An 18,920-nucleotide genomic window follows, 5' to 3' on the forward strand; every position below is an offset into this window, starting at 1 on the left:
AGCGCGACCGATGGCTCTTAAATCACCGAAAATAACGCCGACGAAAAAAATCACCGTGCATACGGTCGGCGATGCGCTGCCTCGTGCACATTATCAGCGTTGCCCGCAATGCGATACGCTTTTTACGTTGCCAAAGATGAAATCATACCAAAGTGCTTTCTGCCCGCACTGCAACGCAAAAATTCGCGACGGCCGCGACTGGTCACTGACCCGGCTGGCGGCGATGGCGGTCACTATGATGCTGCTGATGCCCTTCGCCTGGAGCGAGCCGCTGCTGCGGCTGCACCTGCTGGGCGTGCGCATTGATGCCAACCTGTTACAGGGGATCTGGCAGATGACCCGCCAGGGCGATCCCCTCACCGCGTCGATGGTTCTGTTCTGTACCGTCGGCGCGCCGGTGGTGCTGGTGGCGGCTATCGCCTACCTGTGGCTCGGCAATATCCTGGGAATGAACCTGCGTCCGGTACTCCTGATGCTCGAGAAGCTCAAGGAGTGGGTGATGCTGGATATCTACCTGGTGGGGATTGTTGTCGCCTCCATCAAAGTGCAGGACTACGCTTACCTGCAGCCGGGCGGCGGTCTGTTTGCGTTTATTGCGCTGGTGATCCTGAGCGTGCTGACGCTTATTCACCTGAACGTGGAGCAGCTCTGGGAGCGCTTTTACCCCCAGCGCCCCGCCACCCGCTACAACCCCGAACTGCGCGTCTGTCTTGGCTGTCACTATACCGGACTGCCCGACGCGCGCGGTCGCTGCCCACGCTGCCATATTCCCCTGCGCGTGCGGCGGCACAACAGTCTGCAAAAATGCTGGGCGGCGCTGATCGCCTCGCTGGTGTTTCTTATTCCGGCCAACCTGCTGCCTATCTCGGTGATTTACGTTAACGGTGGACGCCAGGAGGACACCATTATGTCGGGCATCGTCTCGCTGGCGCACAGCAATATCGCCGTAGCGGCGGTGGTGTTTATCGCCAGTATTCTGGTGCCCTTTACCAAAGTGGTGGTGATGTTTACCCTGCTCGTCAGCATTCATTTTAAATGTGAACAGGGGCTGAGAACCCGCATACTGCTGTTGCGTTTCGTTACCTGGATTGGCCGCTGGTCAATGCTGGATCTGTTTGTTATTTCGTTGATGATGTCGCTGATCAATCGCGATCAGCTCCTTGCTTTTACTATGGGACCCGCAGCGTTCTATTTCGGCACTGCGGTGATTTTGACTATTCTTTCAGTGGAATGGCTGGATAGCCGCTTACTTTGGGATGCACATGAGTCAGGAAACGCCAGCTTCGCCGACTGAAGCGCGAGTTAAAACAAAACGTCGTATTTCGCCATTCTGGTTACTGCCGGTTATCGCTCTGATGATCGCCGGTTGGTTAATCTGGACCAGCTACGAGGATCGCGGCAATACCGTCACTATCGATTTCCAGAGCGCCGACGGCATTGTGGCAGGCCGTACGCCGGTGCGTTTTCAGGGGGTTGAAGTAGGGACCGTCCAGGATATCTCGCTGGATAAGAGCCTCAATAAAATCGAGGTTCGCGTTAGCATTAAATCCGATATGAAAGATGCCCTGCGCGATGAGACGCAGTTCTGGCTGGTTACGCCCAAAGCTTCGCTGGCGGGTGTTTCCGGTCTGGATGCGCTGGTCGGGGGTAACTACATCGGCATGATGCCGGGTAAAGGTGAACCAAAGGATCACTTCACCGCCCTGGATACGCAGCCGAAATACCGGCTCAACAATGGCGATCTGATGATCCATCTGCACGCACAGGATCTGGGCTCGTTGAACAGCGGTTCGGTGGTCTATTTCCGTAAGATCCCCGTCGGTCGGGTATATGACTACGCCATCACCCCTAACAAGCAGGGGGTGGTCATCGACGTGCTGATCGAACGACGCTTCACCTCGCTGGTGAAAAAAGGCAGCCGCTTCTGGAATGTGTCCGGCGTGGATGCCGACCTGAGCCTGAGCGGTGCCAAAGTGAAGCTGGAGAGCCTGGCGGCGCTGGTGAACGGGGCTATCGCCTTCGATTCACCGGAAGGTTCTGAGCCTGCCACCCAGGAAGATGATTTTGGCCTGTATAAAGATCTGGCCCACAGCCAGCGCGGCGTGATTGTGAAGCTCACCCTCCCCTCTGCGGATGGTCTGAAGGAAGACTCCACCCCGCTGATGTATCAGGGGTTACAGGTTGGGCAGCTCACCAAAATGACCCTTAACCCTGGCGGCCTGGTCACCGGGGAGATGACCGTTGACCCGAGCGTGGTCGATCTGCTGCGCAAAAACACGCGCATCGAATTGCGTTCGCCAAAACTGTCGCTGAGCAACCCCAGCGTCAGTAGCCTGCTGACCGGCAGCACTTTTGAACTGATCCCCGGCGGCGGCGAACCGATAAATCAGTTTGTGATCGCCCCGGCCGATAAGGCGCTGCTGCAAAAACCGGGCGTCATCACCGTCAAACTCAACGCGCCGGAAAGCTACGGTATCGATGCCGGTCAACCGCTGATCCTGCACGGCGTGCAGATTGGCCAGGTGCTTGAGCGCACCTTAACCAGCAAAGGCGTCAGCTTTGAGGTGGCGATCGATCCGCAGTACCGCGAGCTGGTGCATGGCGACAGCAAATTCGTGGTCAACAGCCGGGTGGATGTCAAAGTCGGGCTCGACGGCGTCGAGTTCCTGGCGGCCAGCGCCAGCGAATGGATCAGCGGCGGGATACGTATCCTGCCGGGTGACAAAGGCGCCATGCGCGACAGCTATCCGCTGTATGCCAACCTCGATAAAGCTCTGGAAAACAGCCTGAGCGATCTGCCGACCACCACCCTCACGCTGGTGGCCGACACCCTCCCGGACGTGCAGGCGGGTTCGGTGGTGCTGTATCGCAAATTCGAGGTGGGTGAAGTGATTCTGGTTCGCCCGCGCGCCAATGCCTTTGATATCGAACTGCATATCAAGCCGGAATACCGCAAGCTGCTTACCAGCAACAGCGTGTTCTGGGCTGAAGGCGGGGCCAAAGTGCAGCTTAACGGCAGCGGCCTGACGGTACAGGCCTCTCCGCTCTCCCGCGCCCTGCGCGGGGCCATCAGCTTTGACAACCTGAGCGGGGCGAGCGCCAGCCAGCGTAAAGGCGACAAACGGATCCTCTACCCTTCCGAAACCGCAGCCCGTGCGGTGGGCGGCCAGATCACCCTGCATGCTTTTGATGCGGGCAAGCTCGCCGAAGGGATGCCGATACGCTATCTGGGAATTGATATCGGGCAGATCCAGAATCTGAAGCTGATCACCGCCCGCAACGAAGTGCAGGCCACGGCGGTGCTGTATCCGGAATATGTCGATAACTTCGCCCGCGCCGGGACGCGTTTCTCGGTGATCACCCCGCAGATTTCCGCGGCAGGCGTTGAGCATCTCGATACCATTCTCCAGCCTTATATCAACGTCGAACCCGGCCAGGGCAAGGCGCGTCGCGACTTCGAACTGCAGGAGGCGACCATCACCGATTCACGCTATCTCGATGGCCTGAGCATCGTGGTGGAGGTGCCGGATGCGGCGTCGCTCGCCATCGGTACGCCGGTGCTGTTCCGCGGTATGGAAGTGGGTACAGTGACCGGGCTGACGCTGGGGACGCTCTCCGACAGGGTGATGGTGGCCCTGCGTATCAGCGATCGCTATCAGCATCTGGTGCGTAACAACTCGGTGTTCTGGCTGGCGTCCGGTTATTCCCTGGACTTTGGTCTGACCGGCGGCGTGGTGAAAACCGGGACCTTTAATCAGTTTATCCGCGGCGGTATTGCCTTCGCGACGCCGCCGGGTACCCCGCTGGCGCCGAAATCCCAGCCCGGCAAGCACTTCCTGCTGCAGGAGAGTGAGCCGAAAGAGTGGCGCAACTGGGGAACCGCCCTGCCACGCTAACCCTTACGCTCCGGTGTCAACCCACCGGAGCGTTTGTGGTACACTGCGCGCCTCTTTGACTCCCTGTGGTGCGCTCGTGTCTCAACGTTCCGTCTATCTGCCAGAAGAATTTCTGGCTCAAATGCGCCAGGCCCTGCCTGACCCTCTCTCTCTCGATGCGTTTATCGCCGCCTGCCAGCGTCCGCTGCGCCGCAGCCTGCGCGTCAACACCCTGAAAATCAGCGTGGCGGATTTCCTCTCGCTTGTCGCCCCCTACAACTGGCAGCTCACGCCGGTGCCCTGGTGTGAAGAGGGATTCTGGATCGAGCGTGACGACGAAGAGGCGTTACCGCTGGGCAGCACAGCAGAACACCTGAGCGGGCTGTTCTACATTCAGGAAGCCAGCTCCATGCTGCCGGTTGCAGCGCTGTTTGCCGATGGCAACACCCCCGCCCGGGTGATGGACGTGGCGGCCGCGCCCGGCTCCAAAACCACCCAGATCGCCGCACGGATGAACAATCAGGGCGCGATCCTCGCCAACGAGTTTTCTGCCAGCCGCGTCAAGGTGCTACACGCGAATATCAGCCGCTGCGGGATCAGCAACGTGGCCTTAACCCATTTTGATGGCCGCGTGTTTGGCGCGGCCCTGCCGGAAGCCTTCGATGCGATCCTGCTGGACGCCCCCTGCTCCGGCGAAGGGGTGGTGCGCAAAGATCCTGATGCGCTGAAGAACTGGTCCGTCGCCAGCAATCTTGAGATCGCCGCCACCCAGCGCGAGCTTATCGACAGCGCCTTCCACGCCCTGCGCCCCGGCGGGACGCTGGTCTACTCCACCTGCACTCTGAACCGCGACGAAAACGAAGCCGTCTGCCTGTGGCTGAAAGAGCAGTATCCCGATGCCGTTGAATTCCTGCCGCTGAACGACCTGTTTACCAGCGCCGCTGACTGCGTCACTCCCGAAGGGTTCCTGCACGTCTTCCCGCACATCTACGACTGCGAAGGCTTCTTCGTGGCACGCCTGCGTAAAACCGCGGCCATAGCGCCGCTGCCCGTGCCAAAATTCAAGGTCGGCAACTTCCCGTTCACGCCGCTTAAAACCCGTGAAGCCCAGCAGATCGCCACCGCCGCACATCAGGTGGGCCTGCGCTGGGACGACAACCTGCGCCTGTGGCAGCGTGATAAAGAGGTGTGGTTATTCCCGACGGAGATTGAGCCGCTGATAGGCAAAGTGCGTTTTTCTCGTCTCGGCATCCGCCTGGCGGAGACGCACAACAAAGGTTACCGCTGGCAGCATGAAGCGGTGATCGCCCTGGCGGGCGAGCACAACACCTTTGCCTTGACCCAGGCAGAAGCGGAAGAGTGGTATCGCGGACGCGATGTGTGGCCAGAGGCAACCCCAACCGGGGATGATGCGGTCCTGACGTATCAGGGCTTTCCGGTAGGGCTGGCGAAAAAAGTGGGCTCGCGCCTGAAGAACAGCTACCCGCGCGAGCTGGTTCGCGATGGCCGCTTGTTTACCGGTAACGGCGAAGAGAGCTAAAAATAGCACTTTTTTACTGGCGCTTTTGCTCTCCATTGACCAGGCTGAAAAGTGGGCGACTATACTGGTCGTACCAGACCACAGCATGATCCTGGAGAGCATTATGACGAAAACCAATGTGCGCATTGGCGCATTCGAAATCGATGATGCCGAGTTAAACGGCGATACGCAGGGCGAGCGAACGTTAACTATCCCTTGTAAATCCGACCCCGACCTGTGCATGCAACTCGACGCCTGGGATGCAGACACCAGCGTTCCGGCCATTCTCGATGGAGAACACTCAGTCCTGTACCGTAAGCATTACGACCAAGGTTCCGATGCCTGGATCATGCGCCTTGCCTGATTCAGAGAGAACCCGCCCGCAGGCGGGTTATTTATTCCCAATTTCTCCCCTTCCCTGAATCATCCCCTACAATATCAATACGGTAGTAAATGCTGAGGGGCATGATGTACGCACTGGTATTGTTTATCTGTTATCTGGACGCAGGCTGTGAAGATCTGGTGGTGGACGTGTATCGCACCGAACCCCAGTGCGAGGCATCGATGGACGACCAGCGTATCCGCCACGGCGGCTGTTATCCGGTAGAAGATTTTATCGACGGCTTCTGGCGCCCGGCGCAGGAGTATTCTGACCTGTAATCACTGCAGCTGCGCCAGCGTCAGGCTGCCGCCAAACACTGCCCCGGTATCGATATAATGCAGGTTCTGGCAGTCATAGCGTTTTCTGAGCGGCGTATGGCCGAACCAGAAGTGATCTGCCCCGCCGATCCCCTCCTCACTGCCGTTCATTAAATCCTGCAGACGATCCCGGTTCCACAGAATGCGCTGCTTCTCTACCGGCTTATTCCACACATAGTGCGATGACGGGTAATCGGCATGGGCAATGACATTCAATCCGTTAGCGCAGTTGATTTCGATAATCCACGGCAGCGTTTCACAGCGGCGGAACAGATCGATAGCCTGCTGCTGTTGTTCACCTTTTAATTCAGCGAACCAGTTGCCGCCATTCATCATCCACAGGCCAAACTGATTATTATGCAGGGCGTCCAGCGCCATCTGCTCATGATTACCGCGCACGGCATAAAACCACGCTTCATTTAATAACTGCAGGCATTTCACGCTATCCGGGCCGCGATCGATTAAATCGCCGACGCAAATAAGTAAATCCTCATACGGATTAAGATGCCGGCGCTTTAGCGCCTCCATAAGCATCTGATAACAGCCGTGAAGATCGCTTACCACCCAGACGTGCCGCCAGTTGTGACCATCAAGTTTGAGATACATAGTGCCTCCTCAGGATCAGTATAGTCTCTGCGGAGTACGGCAATAATATGTGTGAAAACGCCGTTCGAAATAACCTCAATCGATATTAAACAAAGCGGAAATAAAGGGTTAGCAACTCTTAAATCAATATCCGATGGCCTTTAAGATAATTGCAGAATTATAAAGAGGTCTTCATCGTGTCAAATACCATCCTGCCTGTTGAGGTGCCATCAGCGCACCGTTCTTCTGTGATCATCGCCCTGGCGAAGGGTGAACTGATGCCGGGTCCGCTGTGGCATAAACGCGACTACCGGCTGAAATTCTTCCTGCGCACGTTGCTGTTCTGGTCCTCCACGACCCGTATGCTGGAGACGCTCTCCCGTCGCGACGATTTTCCCCTGTTACTGAAAGCACAGAGCACCCTGCCGGTGAAAACCCAGCGTCAATATCTGACCCGTGGGTTAAGCGCAGGTGAGCGTGCCGACGCCATTCTCCATCATTACGCCTGGGTTGATGCGCTGCCGGACGCCAGCCTGGCTCGCATCTTTACCAGCCCGACGCCGCTTGCGCTACTGCAGTTCGCCACCAAAGACGACGCCAGATATACGATCTACGCCACCAGCGCGGTTAAGGCTGAACGCGAGGGGGAAACCACGCTCTGGCTACGCGCCGGGGATAATACCCTGCTGGCGAGCCTGACCTTCAGCGTTACCCGCGATAACGGGCAAAGCGCGCTGGTGATTGGCGGCCTGCAGGGACCGCGCCGGGATGTCGGCCGGGAGACGATCAAGAATGCCACCCGCGCCTGCTATGGCCTGTTCCCTAAACGTATTCTGTTGGAAGCGATCTTCAATCTGGCGAAACAGTCAGGCATCAGCGCTATTTACGGCGTCAGCGATGAAGGCCACGTTTTGCGTGCCCTGCGCTATCGCTTCAGTAAAGGGCGTCATCTTCACGCCAGCTACGACGAATTCTGGCAATCGCTGGGCGCAACACCGTGCGGAGCTTTCCGCTGGACCTTGCCAGCCGGTATGGAGCGTAAATCACTGGAGAGCATTGCCAGTAAAAAACGCGCCGAATACCGCCGCCGTTTTCAACTGCTTGATGAGATTGAACTGGCCTTAAGCCAGCGGTTTAGCCGCTAATACCTGCTTTCACCCCTGACAGGCAAAAATTTAACACAACCGCTAAAAAGCGCTGGACTTCCGCCGGGCGTAGTGTGGTATGGTTTAGCGAAGAACAGAGAATGTTGCCCAACTGTTAAAGTCCGCACAAGGAAAAGGCGTTGACTTTCAACAGATAAAAAGAGACCGAATACGATTCCTGTATTCGGTCCAGGGAAATGGCTCTTGGGAGAGAGCCGTGCGCTAAAAGTTGGCATTAATGCAGGCTAAGTCGCCTTGCACTTTAAGAATAGATGACGACGCCAGGTTTTCCAGTCCGCATCAAAAGTGGCCTGAAAAAAAGCGTTAGCCTGTCCTTAAACACAAAAACCGCAATGCTTCCGAAGAGAAGCCTGCGGTTTTTTTATTGGAAGCGGGATGCTAGCAGAGCGTATTCGCGCGCTCGATAAACGGCGCCAGGCTCATCTTCTGCCCCGGGTTTGCCGGGTCATCAATCTGGATAATCGCGATCGGCTGGCCGTTGCTCTTACCGCTGTCGACCTGCTGCTGCGCCACGTCGTTCAGGGGATACTGCATCAGGGTGCTGGGATTAATGGCATACAGGGCATGGCCCGGACGGCAGGTCAGCATCACCTCTTCACGATTGAACGCCCATTTGTCTTTGCCCACTTCAAACCGGCTGACGGTAATCACCTGCGGTGCTGCCAGCGCCGTGCCGGAGCAGGCCAGCAATAATAAAGAAAGTACTGTTTTTTTCATTGTGTTCCACCTCGTCAGAAGGGTTCCCAGGTCGCGAACAGGCTGACTGCCGCCAGAACCAGCGCCCCCAGCACAACCTCAGTCTGCGTCATCCTGATAAAATACCGTTGCGCACGTCCGTCGCCAGAACGAAACCGCGGCACCAGAACATACCGATTCACCAGGGCAATTACCACCATCATTGCCACCAGCGCACATTTCAACAACAGCATACGTCCCCAGGCGGAGTGCCACGGCAGCGCCCAGCCCTGGATCAGCAGCGTATTCATCACCCCGGTGAGCACCACGCCCGCCACCGCCAGATGGCCGTAGCGAGAAAAACGCATCATGGTGTATACGGCGGCACGCTGCCAGCGTCCGCGGGACAGGCGCAGGCAAAAGAGCAGCGGCAACAGGCCGCCCAGCCAGCCTGCGGTACATAAAAGATGCAGACCCTGATTGCTGCGCTGGAACAGGCCCGTCACGCCATCATGCAACGCCGCATGTCCGGTTCCTGCCAGCAGGAAAAACTGCGCGGCGGTGAACAGCAAAATCAGCGACACGGCTTTTCGCGGCTGCAGCCAGGCGATGCAGAGGGTGATCAGAGCCAGGATCATCTGCCATAACCAGATCTGGCCAAACTGTGTCGTGAGCACCGCTTGCCAGATGGACGGGTTGATCACATCCGGCCAGCCGTTGCCCATCATTCCGCCCTGTAGCGCCAGCAGCAGCATCGCGGCGAGCAGGCTGGCGAGCGCGGCCTTTTTTTGCTGTTCGCGAAAACGACGCGCCATGACACGCCGCAGCGAAACAGGTGCCAGCCATGCCCCGTACAGGGCATTGCCAAACAGCACCATCAGAGCGGCAAAATGGGCGAAGCGCAGCGTGACGTAGCAGAACGCCAGCATCTTATTTCACGCTAAAACGGTAGCTGCCCTCGGTCTTGTGACCATCCACGGAGACCACGTGCCACTTCACCGTATAGCTCCCTGGCGTCAGCGGAGCGGCCATCGGCACGATCATCTGGGTCGGGTCCTTCTCGTTGCGTTTTACCGCCCCAAGCGCGACGGGTTGCTGTTTTTCATCCGTGACGCTCACGCCGCTGAACCGGGGCTCAATCCCCTCGGAGAAGTTGAGCGTCAGCGCCTGGGGTGCCGCGTCAACGGCGGCATCTGCAGCGGGATACTGGTGCTGCAGATGGGCATGAGCAAAGACAGTCGGGGTCGCGAGAGTGGTCAGCAGCAAAGTAAGAGTGCTGAACGTACGGGAAAGGCGGAGTGCCATCGCATATATTCCTTTTTGTTATGCCTGATTGTCAGAGGATAACTCTGTATAATGATCCAGTCGAGGATCATCCCGTCCGGACTTGTCAACGCCCCGCCGTTTGGGTAACGTTGGCCCGCAAATGAAGGAGACGGTTATGCATATTAATCTCGCCACCCTCCCCCAGGAGGAGATGGACAAAGTGAATGTCGATTTGGCCGCCGCAGGTGTGGCATTCAAAGAGCGCTACAACATGCCGGTGATCGCCGAAGTGGTAGAACGCGAGCAGCCCTCGCATCTGCGCGACTGGTTTCGCGAGCGGCTCATTGCTCACCGATTAACCTCCGTCAACCTCTCGCGCCTGCCGTGGGAGCCGAAAGTTAAGTAAACTTACCCGCGGTTACAGTTCCTTACACTGTTTATGCCAGGATGAAAACCCCTGATACATTCAGGGGCTTTATGAATCTCTGCGACTCCGTGTATAAGGAAATCACGATGTCCCACTGGAATATTGCTGCCGCACAGTACCGTCCAAATCATCATTGCGTTGATGACCACATCACGCACCATCTGCGTTTTATAACCGCCGCCGCTCGCCTGCAGTGCAATTTAGTGCTCTTTCCGGAGCTATCGTTAACCGGCCCGGCCCTGCCCGATGGCCAGCTTCCTGCACCGCCTGACGCTCAGCAGCTGACGCCTCTTATTGATGCCGCCCATACCCATAACGTCTCGGTGATTGCCGGGATCACCGTGGAAGTCAGGGGTAAGCGCCAGCCCGGACTGGCCTGGTTTACCCCGAACCAGCCCCGGGCCACGTTTTACCCCCATGGTGCCGGTGCCTGTCTGGAGAGCAGGCTCGGCGGCCTGAGTATCGTTGATTCTCAGCCCGATCAACCCAATATTGCCCCTGATGCCGCCCTGTTTACCCGCGGCATGGCGGTGAGTGAAACCGGCTGGTCTGCCACCTTCTCGCAGTTGCAGCGTTTTGCCCATCGCTATGCTATCGCCGTCCTGATGGCGAACCGCGACGGCGGAAGCGCCCTGTGGGATGCTAAAGGGCAATTAATCGTCCGCGCCGATCGTGGCGAGCTGTTATTGACCGGGCGCTTTGTTGAGCAGGGTTGGCAAGGTGAGATCATTCCATTACGCTAAACCTTTTACGGCCAGGAGAGAGCCATGCTACGTGTCATCGACACCGAAACCTGTGACCTGCAGGGGGGCATTGTGGAAGTCGCCTCTGTCGACGTTGTGAACGGGCAGATCGTCAATCCACGCAGCCATCTGGTCCGTCCGGATCGCCCTATCAGCCCGCAGGCGATGGCTATCCACCGCATCACCGAGGCGATGGTCGCCGATAAACCCTGGATTGAAGAGGTGATCCCGCACTACCACGGCAGCCCATGGTATGTGGCGCATAACGCCAGCTTCGATCGCCGCGTGCTGCCCGAGATGCCCGGGGAGTGGATCTGCACCATGAAGCTGGCGCGGCGCTTATGGCCGGGGATCAAATACAGCAATATGGCGCTCTACAAGTCGCGCAAGCTCAGCGTAAGAACGCCGGAAGGGTTGCACCACCACCGGGCCCTGTACGACTGCTATATCACCGCCGCGTTGCTCATCGACATCATGAACACCACCGGCTGGACCCCGGACGAGATGGCCGACATCACCGGACGCCCGGCGCTGCTGACCACCTTTACCTTCGGGAAATATCGCGGCAAAGCGGTGGCGGAAATCGCGGATAAGGATCCGGGCTATCTCCGCTGGCTGTATAACAACCTCGAGCGGATGAGCCCGGAGCTGCGTCTGACGCTGAAGCACTACCTGGGTGGATCCTGATCGACCTCTGCCGCCTGGCTGGTTAACGTCTCCTGAGCCAGGCCCACCAGAAACGCGTACTCCAGGGCCACCCCTTCATAGGATTTGAAGCGTCCGGACTTCCCGCCATGCCCGGCGTCCATGTCGGTGCAGAGCAGCAGTAAATTATCGTCGGTTTTCATTTCGCGCAGCTTCGCCACCCACTTCGCGGGCTCCCAGTACTGCACCTGGGAGTCATGCAAACCGGTGGTGACCAGCATGTGCGGATAGGCCTTCGCCCCGACGTTGTCGTAGGGACTGTAGTCTTTCATGTAGCGATAGTAGGTCTCATCCTGCGGATTGCCCCACTCTTCGTATTCGCCGATGGTCAGCGGGATGGACTCGTCCAGCATGGTGGTCAGGACATCCACAAACGGCACCTGGGCGATCACTCCTTTAAACAGCCCCGGGCGTTCGTTAATCACGGTGCCCATCAGCATCCCGCCCGCGCTGCCGCCCATCGCAAAGCACTGGTTACGATCGCCATAGCCCAGCCCCAGCAGCCCCTCGCAGACGTCGAGGTAGTCATTAAAGGTGTTCTTCTTTTTCAGGAATTTGCCGTCTTCGTACCATTTTTGACCCAGCTCGCCGCCGCCCCGGATGTGGGCGATAGCGAAGACAAACCCCCGGTCGAGCAGGCTTAAGCGGCTGCCGCTGAAATCCGCGTCGATGCTGGAGCCGTAGGAGCCATAGCCGTAGATCAGGATCGGGTTTTTGCCCTTGCGGAAATGGTGCTTGTGGTAGACCAGCGAGACCGGAACTTCGGTGCCGTCGCGGGCGACAATCCACACGTGCTCGCTGCGATAAAGTTCGGCGTCAAACCCTTTCACCTCGGCCTGCTTCAGCACCCGGCGCTGTCCGGTGTCCATATCCAGCTCAAACAGGGTGTCAGGCGTGGTCATGGAGGAGTAGCCGTAGCGCAGACGTGAGGTTTCCGGCTCGGGGTTGTAGCCAATCCAGGTGACGTAGGCGGGATCGTCGAAGGCGATACCAATCACTTCCCGGGTTTTGCGGTTGATCTGCCGCAGGCTAGTGAGCCCGCGCTGGCGCTCTTCCACCACCAGCCAGTCGGTAAACAGGGTGAACCCTTCGAGCATCACCTGATCCCTGGGCGGGATCAGCACTTCCCATTTGCGTTCATCGCGGACCTTGGTCTTGTAGAGGCCAAAGTTTTTGCCTTCCCGGTTGGAGCGCAGATAGAAGGTGTGCTGGAAGTGATCGAGACTGTACTCGTGATCCTTGCGCCGCGGCATAAAGCACAGCGGCTGGGCGTCCGGCAGTTCGGCATCCAGCAGCAGCACTTCGGTGGTGGTGGCGCTGGCAAGGAAGATAATCACATAGTGCTTTGAGGTAGTCTTATGCAGGCTGACGTAAAAGGTTTCGTCTTTCTCCTCATACACCAGTTCGTCGCTTTTCGACGGCGTGCCCACCGTGTGCCGCCAGACCTGATAAGGGTGCAGGGTGGTGGCGTGCTTTTTGATGTAGTAGATCGTTTCTGAATCGTTGGCCCAGATAAAGTCGGGTGAGACGTTATCAAGCATCTCCGGGAACCAGTTCCCGGTCTCGAGATTGCGAAAACGCAGGCCATACTGCCGTCGGGAGAGGTAATCTTCGGCCAGTGCCATAGTGGCGTTATCCGGCGATACCGCCATTCCGCCCAGGGTATAAAACTCGCTGTGCGCCGCGCGCTGGTTCGCATCCAGCAGCGTCTCCCAGTCCTCCCACTCGGCGCAGAGTACCGACTGGCGCTGATAGATGGCGTATTCGTTACCGGGTTCATAAACGTGCCGGTAACGATAGCCATTTCGACTCCAGGGGGCTGAGACGTCACGCTGCGGGACGCGTTCGACCATTTCACCAAGCAGGCGATCCTGCAGCGCCTGCTGCGTCGCCATGACCCTGCGGCCATAGTCGTTTTCCGCGTGGAGGTAGTCCAGCACCTCCGGCTGCGAGCGGGTGTCGTCCCGCAACCAGTAATAGTTGTCGATACGCGTGTCACCGTGCGCGGTGAGAGCGTGCGGTATGCGTTGGGCTTTAGGTGGCATGGCGATATGATTCTTTTACGTTTAACACCCTATAAGGTTGGCAAAACATGCGCACGATGCAAGCGAAACGGTGCTGACAGGGGTAAAAAACTAGCCGGGTAGCGCTTGTTTTTGCTGGCGAATATCCTGCTCAATCCCTTCCCGCACGTCCGCCGGGATTTTCAGCGCATCGCCCAGCGCCTTAAGATAGCTGCGCTCCATAAAGTGATCGATATCGATGGCCGCACAGCTCAGGAAGTAGAGTTCCAGGGCCTCCTCTTCATTCTGGATCCCCTGGGCCAGACGCGCAGGATCGAGCGGTTGTTCGATAGCGCGCGCCACCAGCGCCCTGCCCTGCTCCTCCACGCCCGCTTCCCGCAGCTGCTGTTCAATGGCGGCCCGCTCCTGGTCGTCGATATGGCCGTCACTCTTGGCGGCAAAGACCAGCGCCAGGATCAGCCTTTCGGTGCGCACGTCCAGCGGCGAGGCCTGCTGTCCAAACTGTGGCTCGTCCTGGTGCGCGCTGCGTATTCTGTCTTTGTACTTGTTCCACAGCACGGTACCGGCAATGGCACCACCGCCGGCAAGCAGGGCACCGGTGCCGTATTTGCTGAGTAACTTACGCGAGGATTTATTCGCCACCAGCAGCCCGGCGAGGCCGCCAAGCGCGCCCGGCGTCAGCATTTTGCTTAAGCCTTCACCGGACGATGACGACCCTTTCTGCCCGAGCAGAGACTGTAGTTGATTCAACCAGTTTGACATGTTTACCCTCACTAAACGGTGGATGAATTTCTCAGCGTAAGCGAGGGGATGTCAGGAAATGTCTGCGTCAGCAAAAGAAGCGAAAATTCATCTCTTCGACGACAGATACTGCGCGCTGCCCGCTTTACAGTCGATCTTCACCTGATAGTGAATATCGGTGTTTTTGCCGCGCACCGTCAGCGGTACCGTCCAATGGTCGTTCTCCCCTTTCACCTGCTTAGGATTGATCCAGGCGACCGGATCGGCCTGGCCCAGCGTTTTCTGATCGTCCGCCCAGCGCACAATGCGGTTTTGCAGATAATCCCGCTTCACGCTGGCGGCAATCCCTTCGGCATCCTGACCTTCGCAGGCCGGAAATTTCACGGTTTTTTCATCTGCAGCCTGGGCCGTCAGGCTGGCGGCCAGCAGTGCTATCGCTACCCCTGTTTTGTTCATCATGCTCTCCTGTTTTGGTTCAACAAAAGCATGGTCGAAAAATCGCGCGATGCAAATAACCGCCTGTCAGCCTGACGAATTTTCGCAACACAAGACACACGCAAACGTTTTCGTTTATACTGCGCGCAACTTTTTCAGGGGAATTATTATGACTCGTTTAGGAACTGCGCTGCGTCCGGCAGCGACGCGTGTGATGCTGCTGGGCTCGGGTGAACTGGGCAAAGAGGTGGCCATTGAGTGCCAGCGTCTGGGTGTCGAAGTGATCGCCGTTGACCGCTATGCCGATGCGCCAGCGATGCACGTTGCTCACCGCTCACACGTCATTAATATGCTCGATGGCGATGCCCTGCGCGCCCTGATCGCCAAAGAGCAGCCGCACTTTGTGGTGCCGGAAATCGAAGCTATCGCCACCGACACCCTGCTGGCGCTGGAAGCTGAAGGCCAGCGCGTGGTGCCCTGCGCCCGCGCCGCGAAGCTGACCATGAACCGGGAAGGTATTCGTCGTCTGGCGGCGGAAGAGCTGGCTCTGCCCACCTCAAGCTACCGTTTCGCCGACAGCAAAGCTGATTTTCTGCAGGCCGTCGCCGAAATTGGCTACCCGTGCATCATTAAGCCGGTGATGAGCTCCTCCGGTAAAGGGCAGAGCTTTGTGCGCAGCCCAGAGCAGCTGGATAAAGCCTGGGATTACGCCCAACAGGGCGGCCGCGCCGGGGCCGGACGCGTGATCGTTGAGGGGGTGGTGAAGTTTGATTTTGAGATCACCCTCCTGACCGTCAGCGCCGTCGATGGCGTCCATTTCTGCGATCCTATTGGTCATCGCCAGGAAGATGGCGACTACCGTGAATCCTGGCAGCCGCAGCAGATGAGCCCGCTGGCCCGGGAACGGGCCGAGGAGATCTCCCGCAAAGTGGTGCTGGCCCTGGGCGGCCACGGCCTGTTTGGCGTGGAGCTGTTCGTCTGCGGTGACGAGGTGATCTTCAGCGAAGTCTCTCCGCGTCCGCACGACACCGGTATGGTGACCTTAATTTCGCAGGATCTCTCTGAGTTTGCCCTGCACGTTCGTGCTTTCCTCGGCCTGCCGGTCGGCGGCGTGCGTCAGTACGGCCCGGCGGCGTCGGCGGTGATCCTGCCGCAGCTGACCAGCCAGAACGTCATCTTTGATAACGTCGATGCCGCAGTGGGCGCAGGCCTGCAGCTGCGTCTGTTCGGTAAGCCGGAGATCGAGGGCTCGCGTCGTCTGGGCGTGGCGCTGGCAACGGCCGACAGCGTAGAAGACGCCGTTGAGCGGGCAAAAAAAGCCGCCGCCAGCGTGCAGGTTGCAGGATAAAAAAACGGGCCGCCTGGCCCGTTTTTATTGGCGTAGGCCGGGTAAGGCGAAGCCGCCACCCGGCAAAACAAAACCTTACTGCTGCGCGCCTTCTACCGCTTCGCGCGCCAGCTTGGTGATGCGATCCCAGTCGCCCGCTTCCATCGCGTCCGCCGGAACCAGCCAGGAGCCGCCGATGCACAGCACGCTCTTCAGCGCCAGGTAGTCACGGTAGTTCGCCGGAGAGATACCGCCAGTCGGGCAGAAACGGACGTTAGCGAACGGACCTGCGATAGCCTGCAGCGCTTTGGTGCCGCCGTTGGCTTCCGCCGGGAAGAATTTGAACTCCTGCAGGCCGTAGTCCAGACCCAGCATCAGCTCAGAAACGGTGCTGATGCCCGGGATCAGCGGGATGGAGCCTTCGGTAGCGGCTTTCAGCAGAGGCTCGGTCAGGCCCGGGCTGATGGCAAACTGCGCACCGGCTTCGGTCACTTCAGCCAGCTGTTGCGGGTTCAGGACGGTGCCTGCACCGATGATGGCTTCCGGTACTTCTTTGGCGATGGCGCGAATGGCATCCATTGCACAGGCAGTACGCAGCGTGACTTCCAGTACGCGTACACCGCCCGCAACCAGCGCTTTCGCCATCGGGACTGCGTGTTCCAGCTTATTAATCACGATAACCGGCACTACCGGGCCAGTTTTCAGGATTGCTTCTGCACTTGTATTCCAGTTTTTCATCAGAGTTTTTCTCTCGCCAGATCGATAATTCTTGTCGTCTTAAAACGTAATACAGGTCGCGCCCTGTTCTGCACCCGAGAGGTTCTCGCGTAACGCGCTGAACATTTCGCGTCCCGTTCCCACGCGCGATGCGCTCAGGTCAGGAATATGCGGCTTACGTGCGGCCAGTACCGCCTCATCCACCAGTAAGGTCAACTCGCCTGTCTGACCGTTAACGCGGATGATATCGCCATCGTACACTTTCGCCAGCAGTCCACCGTCATAAGCTTCCGGGGTGACGTGGATGGCGGAAGGCACTTTACCCGATGCACCGGAGAGGCGTCCATCGGTAACTAACGCAATTTTGAAACGGCGGTCCAATAATACACCAAGTGGCGGCATTAGTTTATGTAATTCTGGCATTCCGTTCGCTTTGGGTCCCTGATGACGGACAACAACGACGCAATCTTTGTCCAGCAGACCGGCTTCAAAGGCTGGCAGCACGTCATGCTGGCTTTCGAAAACAACCGCCGGGGCTTCAATAACCTGATTTTCCACCGGAACCGCAGAGGTCTTCATCACCGCACGGCCCAGGTTGCCGTTCAGCACTTTGGTGCCGCCGTGGTGGGAGAAGGGCTTGTCAAAGGTGGCTATTACGCTGTCATCCAGCGAGGCCTGCGCCCCTTCGCGCCAGTCCAGCTCGCCGTCGTTCAGCCATGGCTCTAAGGTGTAGCGTTTCAGACCGAAACCGGCCACGGTATTAACATCTTCATGCAGCAGGCCGCCTTTCATCAGCTCACGCATCAGCACCGGGACGCCGCCCGCGGCCTGGAAATGGTTGATATCGGCCGGGCCATTCGGATACAGACGGGTCATCAGCGGAACCACTTCAGACAGGTCAGAGAAATCATCCCAGTTGATCTGGATCCCGGCCGCACGCGCCATCGCCACCATGTGCATGGTGTGGTTCGTTGAACCGCCCGTCGCCAGCAGGGCCACGATACCGTTCACCACCACTTTCTCGTCGACCATTTTACCGAGCGGCATCCACTCGTTGCCGTTACCGGTCAGGCGGGTCACCTGGCGGGCAGCGGCTGCGGTCAACGCTTCGCGCAGGGGGGCGTCAGGATGGACAAACGACGAACCGGGCAGCTGCATCCCCATAAACTCCACCACCATCTGGTTGGTGTTAGCGGTGCCGTAGAAGGTACAGGTACCCGGAGCATGGTAGGAGGCGGCTTCGGATTCCAGCAACGCCATGCGATCCACTTTGCCTTCGGCATAGAGCTGGCGAATACGCACTTTCTCTTTATTGGCAAGGCCGCTCGCCATCGGGCCTGACGGCACGAACAGCGCAGGCAGATGACCAAACGACAGCGCCGCCATCGTCAGGCCCGGGACAATCTTGTCGCACACGCCGAGGTAGAGCGCGCCATCAAACATGTTATGGGACAGCCCCACCGCCGTGGACATGGCGATCACTTCCCGGCTCAGCAGGGACAGCTCCATCCCGTCCTGGCCTTGAGTTACACCGTCGCACATGGCAGGCACACCGCCCGCGACCTGGCCTACCGCATTGGCCTGGTGCAGCGCTTTACGAATGATATCCGGGTAGGTCTCGTACGGCTGGTGCGCCGAGAGCATGTCGTTGTAGGAGGTGATGATGGCGATATTGTTACGCAGCATGCTTTTCAGCGAGGCTTTATCTTCTGGCTGGCAGGCAGCAAAACCGTGCGCCAGATTGCCGCAGGCCAGCTGCGAACGATGAACCGTATCGGACTTCGCCTGCTGGATGCGAGCGAGGTAGGCAGAACGGGTCTGTTTTGAACGCTCAACGATGCGCTGTGTTACCCGTAACAATATCGAATTCATAGAAGCTCCTGTCATTTATCTGTCCGCGCTCTGGAATTAACAAAGTGTTTAGCAGGTCGTAACATCGCTGAAACGCTTGATTGCCGGAGCTCTGGGGCAAAATCGCTGCAGGCAGTGTAATAAAAAAAGCTCCGGGTGGAAATC

General features: G+C 58.2%; 19 protein-coding genes. 10 read left to right on the top strand and 9 right to left on the bottom strand.

Features of this window, described 5'->3' with window-relative positions:
* The first annotated feature begins 10 nt into the window (after nt 1–10).
* From yebS to FFB58_RS05975, 5 genes are all read left to right on the top strand, one after another.
* The gene (yebS, locus tag FFB58_RS05955; RefSeq protein WP_138369337.1) at nt 11–1,294 is read left to right on the top strand and encodes a membrane integrity lipid transport subunit YebS; all 1,284 of its coding nucleotides are present in this window, start codon (nt 11–13) and stop codon (nt 1,292–1,294) included.
* A complete protein-coding gene (locus FFB58_RS05960; RefSeq protein ID WP_138369338.1) occupies nt 1,263–3,896 on the top strand; it encodes a PqiB family protein in 2,634 nt (877 codons plus the stop codon). Before yebS ends, FFB58_RS05960 begins: the two co-directional genes overlap by 32 nt.
* Nucleotides 3,897–3,972: 76 nt before the next feature.
* A complete protein-coding gene (gene rsmF, locus FFB58_RS05965; RefSeq protein WP_138369339.1) occupies nt 3,973–5,415 on the top strand; it encodes a 16S rRNA (cytosine(1407)-C(5))-methyltransferase RsmF in 1,443 nt (480 codons plus the stop codon).
* Between the two features lie 103 nt (nt 5,416–5,518).
* The gene (locus FFB58_RS05970) at nt 5,519–5,758 is read left to right on the top strand and encodes a YebV family protein (RefSeq protein WP_039030919.1); all 240 of its coding nucleotides are present in this window, start codon (nt 5,519–5,521) and stop codon (nt 5,756–5,758) included.
* A 104-nt stretch (nt 5,759–5,862) separates the two neighbouring features.
* Nucleotides 5,863–6,054: a YebW family protein gene (locus tag FFB58_RS05975; RefSeq protein ID WP_039030805.1), complete on the top strand. Its 192-nt coding sequence runs from the start codon at nt 5,863–5,865 to the stop codon at nt 6,052–6,054.
* On the opposite strand, the gene pphA is transcribed toward FFB58_RS05975, so the two are convergent.
* Nucleotides 6,055–6,699, bottom strand: coding sequence for a protein-serine/threonine phosphatase (gene pphA, locus FFB58_RS05980; RefSeq protein WP_138369340.1), 645 nt, complete (start codon nt 6,697–6,699; stop codon nt 6,055–6,057).
* Nucleotides 6,700–6,875: 176 nt separating this feature from the next.
* On the opposite strand from pphA, the gene FFB58_RS05985 reads away from it, so the two are divergent.
* A complete protein-coding gene (locus FFB58_RS05985) occupies nt 6,876–7,823 on the top strand; it encodes a VirK/YbjX family protein (protein ID WP_286172550.1) in 948 nt (315 codons plus the stop codon).
* 399 nt (nt 7,824–8,222) lie between these two features.
* On the opposite strand, the gene FFB58_RS05990 is transcribed toward FFB58_RS05985, so the two are convergent.
* From FFB58_RS05990 to yobA, 3 genes are read right to left on the bottom strand one after another with little or no spacing between them, the layout of a single operon-like run.
* Entirely contained in the window at nt 8,223–8,561 is a 339-nt protein-coding gene (locus tag FFB58_RS05990; RefSeq protein ID WP_138369341.1) for a YebY family protein, read from the bottom strand.
* A 14-nt stretch (nt 8,562–8,575) separates the two neighbouring features.
* Nucleotides 8,576–9,448 (bottom strand): copper homeostasis membrane protein CopD, encoded by an 873-nt coding sequence (gene copD, locus FFB58_RS05995; protein WP_138369342.1) that lies wholly within the window; start codon nt 9,446–9,448, stop codon nt 8,576–8,578.
* Nucleotide 9,449: 1 nt separating this feature from the next.
* Complete coding sequence (gene yobA, locus FFB58_RS06000) at nt 9,450–9,824, bottom strand: CopC domain-containing protein YobA (protein WP_138369343.1); 375 nt, start codon at nt 9,822–9,824, stop codon at nt 9,450–9,452.
* A 136-nt stretch (nt 9,825–9,960) separates the two neighbouring features.
* On the opposite strand from yobA, the gene FFB58_RS06005 reads away from it, so the two are divergent.
* The 3 genes from FFB58_RS06005 (at nt 9,961) to exoX (ending at nt 11,642) form a co-directional block, all read left to right on the top strand.
* Nucleotides 9,961–10,191: a DNA polymerase III subunit theta gene (locus FFB58_RS06005; protein ID WP_039030810.1), complete on the top strand. Its 231-nt coding sequence runs from the start codon at nt 9,961–9,963 to the stop codon at nt 10,189–10,191.
* A gap of 107 nt (nt 10,192–10,298) precedes the next feature.
* Nucleotides 10,299–10,955 carry a nitrilase-related carbon-nitrogen hydrolase gene (locus FFB58_RS06010; RefSeq protein ID WP_138369344.1) on the top strand — a complete coding sequence of 219 codons (657 nt, stop codon included), beginning with the start codon at nt 10,299–10,301 and terminating at the stop codon, nt 10,953–10,955.
* Between the two features lie 24 nt (nt 10,956–10,979).
* On the top strand, nt 10,980–11,642 hold the full coding sequence (gene exoX / locus FFB58_RS06015) for an exodeoxyribonuclease X (protein ID WP_039030812.1): 663 nt from the start codon (nt 10,980–10,982) through the stop codon (nt 11,640–11,642).
* On the opposite strand, the gene ptrB is transcribed toward exoX, so the two are convergent.
* The 3 genes from ptrB to yebF all read right to left on the bottom strand — a co-directional run bounded on the left by ptrB (nt 11,624) and on the right by yebF (nt 14,881).
* Nucleotides 11,624–13,705, bottom strand: coding sequence for an oligopeptidase B (gene ptrB / locus FFB58_RS06020; RefSeq protein ID WP_039030813.1), 2,082 nt, complete (start codon nt 13,703–13,705; stop codon nt 11,624–11,626). The two genes, exoX and ptrB, sit on opposite strands and share 19 nt — an antisense overlap.
* Before the next feature lie 90 nt (nt 13,706–13,795).
* Nucleotides 13,796–14,446, bottom strand: a complete 651-nt coding sequence (locus FFB58_RS06025) for a DUF533 domain-containing protein (RefSeq protein ID WP_138369345.1) — start codon at nt 14,444–14,446, stop codon at nt 13,796–13,798.
* Between the two features lie 87 nt (nt 14,447–14,533).
* Nucleotides 14,534–14,881 (bottom strand): protein YebF, encoded by a 348-nt coding sequence (yebF, locus tag FFB58_RS06030; RefSeq protein WP_039030815.1) that lies wholly within the window; start codon nt 14,879–14,881, stop codon nt 14,534–14,536.
* A 148-nt stretch (nt 14,882–15,029) separates the two neighbouring features.
* On the opposite strand from yebF, the gene purT reads away from it, so the two are divergent.
* Nucleotides 15,030–16,208, top strand: coding sequence for a formate-dependent phosphoribosylglycinamide formyltransferase (gene purT, locus FFB58_RS06035; RefSeq protein WP_138369346.1), 1,179 nt, complete (start codon nt 15,030–15,032; stop codon nt 16,206–16,208).
* Nucleotides 16,209–16,283: 75 nt separating this feature from the next.
* Here the strand turns inward: purT and FFB58_RS06040 are convergent, their stop codons facing one another.
* Both FFB58_RS06040 and edd read right to left on the bottom strand, forming a co-directional pair.
* Nucleotides 16,284–16,925, bottom strand: a complete 642-nt coding sequence (locus tag FFB58_RS06040; protein ID WP_039030817.1) for a bifunctional 4-hydroxy-2-oxoglutarate aldolase/2-dehydro-3-deoxy-phosphogluconate aldolase — start codon at nt 16,923–16,925, stop codon at nt 16,284–16,286.
* 39 nt (nt 16,926–16,964) lie between these two features.
* Nucleotides 16,965–18,776, bottom strand: coding sequence for a phosphogluconate dehydratase (gene edd, locus FFB58_RS06045; protein ID WP_138369347.1), 1,812 nt, complete (start codon nt 18,774–18,776; stop codon nt 16,965–16,967).
* Nucleotides 18,777–18,920 lie beyond the last annotated feature (144 nt).

The organism is Enterobacter sp. MF024, assembly GCF_005843915.1.
Lineage (GTDB): Bacteria > Pseudomonadota > Gammaproteobacteria > Enterobacterales > Enterobacteriaceae > Enterobacter > Enterobacter barmai.

Excerpts from the sequence above, each read along its gene's own strand:
- yobA (WP_138369343.1), bottom strand. The coding sequence starts at position 9,824 with ATGGCACTCCGCCTTTCCCGTACGTTCAGCACTCTTACTTTGCTGCTG.
- FFB58_RS06005 (WP_039030810.1), top strand. The coding sequence starts at position 9,961 with ATGCATATTAATCTCGCCACCCTCCCCCAGGAGGAGATGGACAAAGTG.
- ptrB (WP_039030813.1), bottom strand. The coding sequence starts at position 13,705 with ATGCCACCTAAAGCCCAACGCATACCGCACGCTCTCACCGCGCACGGT.
- FFB58_RS05960 (WP_138369338.1), top strand. The coding sequence starts at position 1,263 with ATGAGTCAGGAAACGCCAGCTTCGCCGACTGAAGCGCGAGTTAAAACA.
- yebF (WP_039030815.1), bottom strand. The coding sequence starts at position 14,881 with ATGAACAAAACAGGGGTAGCGATAGCACTGCTGGCCGCCAGCCTGACG.
- FFB58_RS06025 (WP_138369345.1), bottom strand. The coding sequence starts at position 14,446 with ATGTCAAACTGGTTGAATCAACTACAGTCTCTGCTCGGGCAGAAAGGG.
- edd (WP_138369347.1), bottom strand. The coding sequence starts at position 18,776 with ATGAATTCGATATTGTTACGGGTAACACAGCGCATCGTTGAGCGTTCA.
- yebS (WP_138369337.1), top strand. The coding sequence starts at position 11 with ATGGCTCTTAAATCACCGAAAATAACGCCGACGAAAAAAATCACCGTG.
- FFB58_RS05970 (WP_039030919.1), top strand. The coding sequence starts at position 5,519 with ATGACGAAAACCAATGTGCGCATTGGCGCATTCGAAATCGATGATGCC.
- copD (WP_138369342.1), bottom strand. The coding sequence starts at position 9,448 with ATGCTGGCGTTCTGCTACGTCACGCTGCGCTTCGCCCATTTTGCCGCT.
- purT (WP_138369346.1), top strand. The coding sequence starts at position 15,030 with ATGACTCGTTTAGGAACTGCGCTGCGTCCGGCAGCGACGCGTGTGATG.
- exoX (WP_039030812.1), top strand. The coding sequence starts at position 10,980 with ATGCTACGTGTCATCGACACCGAAACCTGTGACCTGCAGGGGGGCATT.
- FFB58_RS06010 (WP_138369344.1), top strand. The coding sequence starts at position 10,299 with ATGTCCCACTGGAATATTGCTGCCGCACAGTACCGTCCAAATCATCAT.
- FFB58_RS05990 (WP_138369341.1), bottom strand. The coding sequence starts at position 8,561 with ATGAAAAAAACAGTACTTTCTTTATTATTGCTGGCCTGCTCCGGCACG.
- pphA (WP_138369340.1), bottom strand. The coding sequence starts at position 6,699 with ATGTATCTCAAACTTGATGGTCACAACTGGCGGCACGTCTGGGTGGTA.
- FFB58_RS06040 (WP_039030817.1), bottom strand. The coding sequence starts at position 16,925 with ATGAAAAACTGGAATACAAGTGCAGAAGCAATCCTGAAAACTGGCCCG.
- FFB58_RS05975 (WP_039030805.1), top strand. The coding sequence starts at position 5,863 with ATGTACGCACTGGTATTGTTTATCTGTTATCTGGACGCAGGCTGTGAA.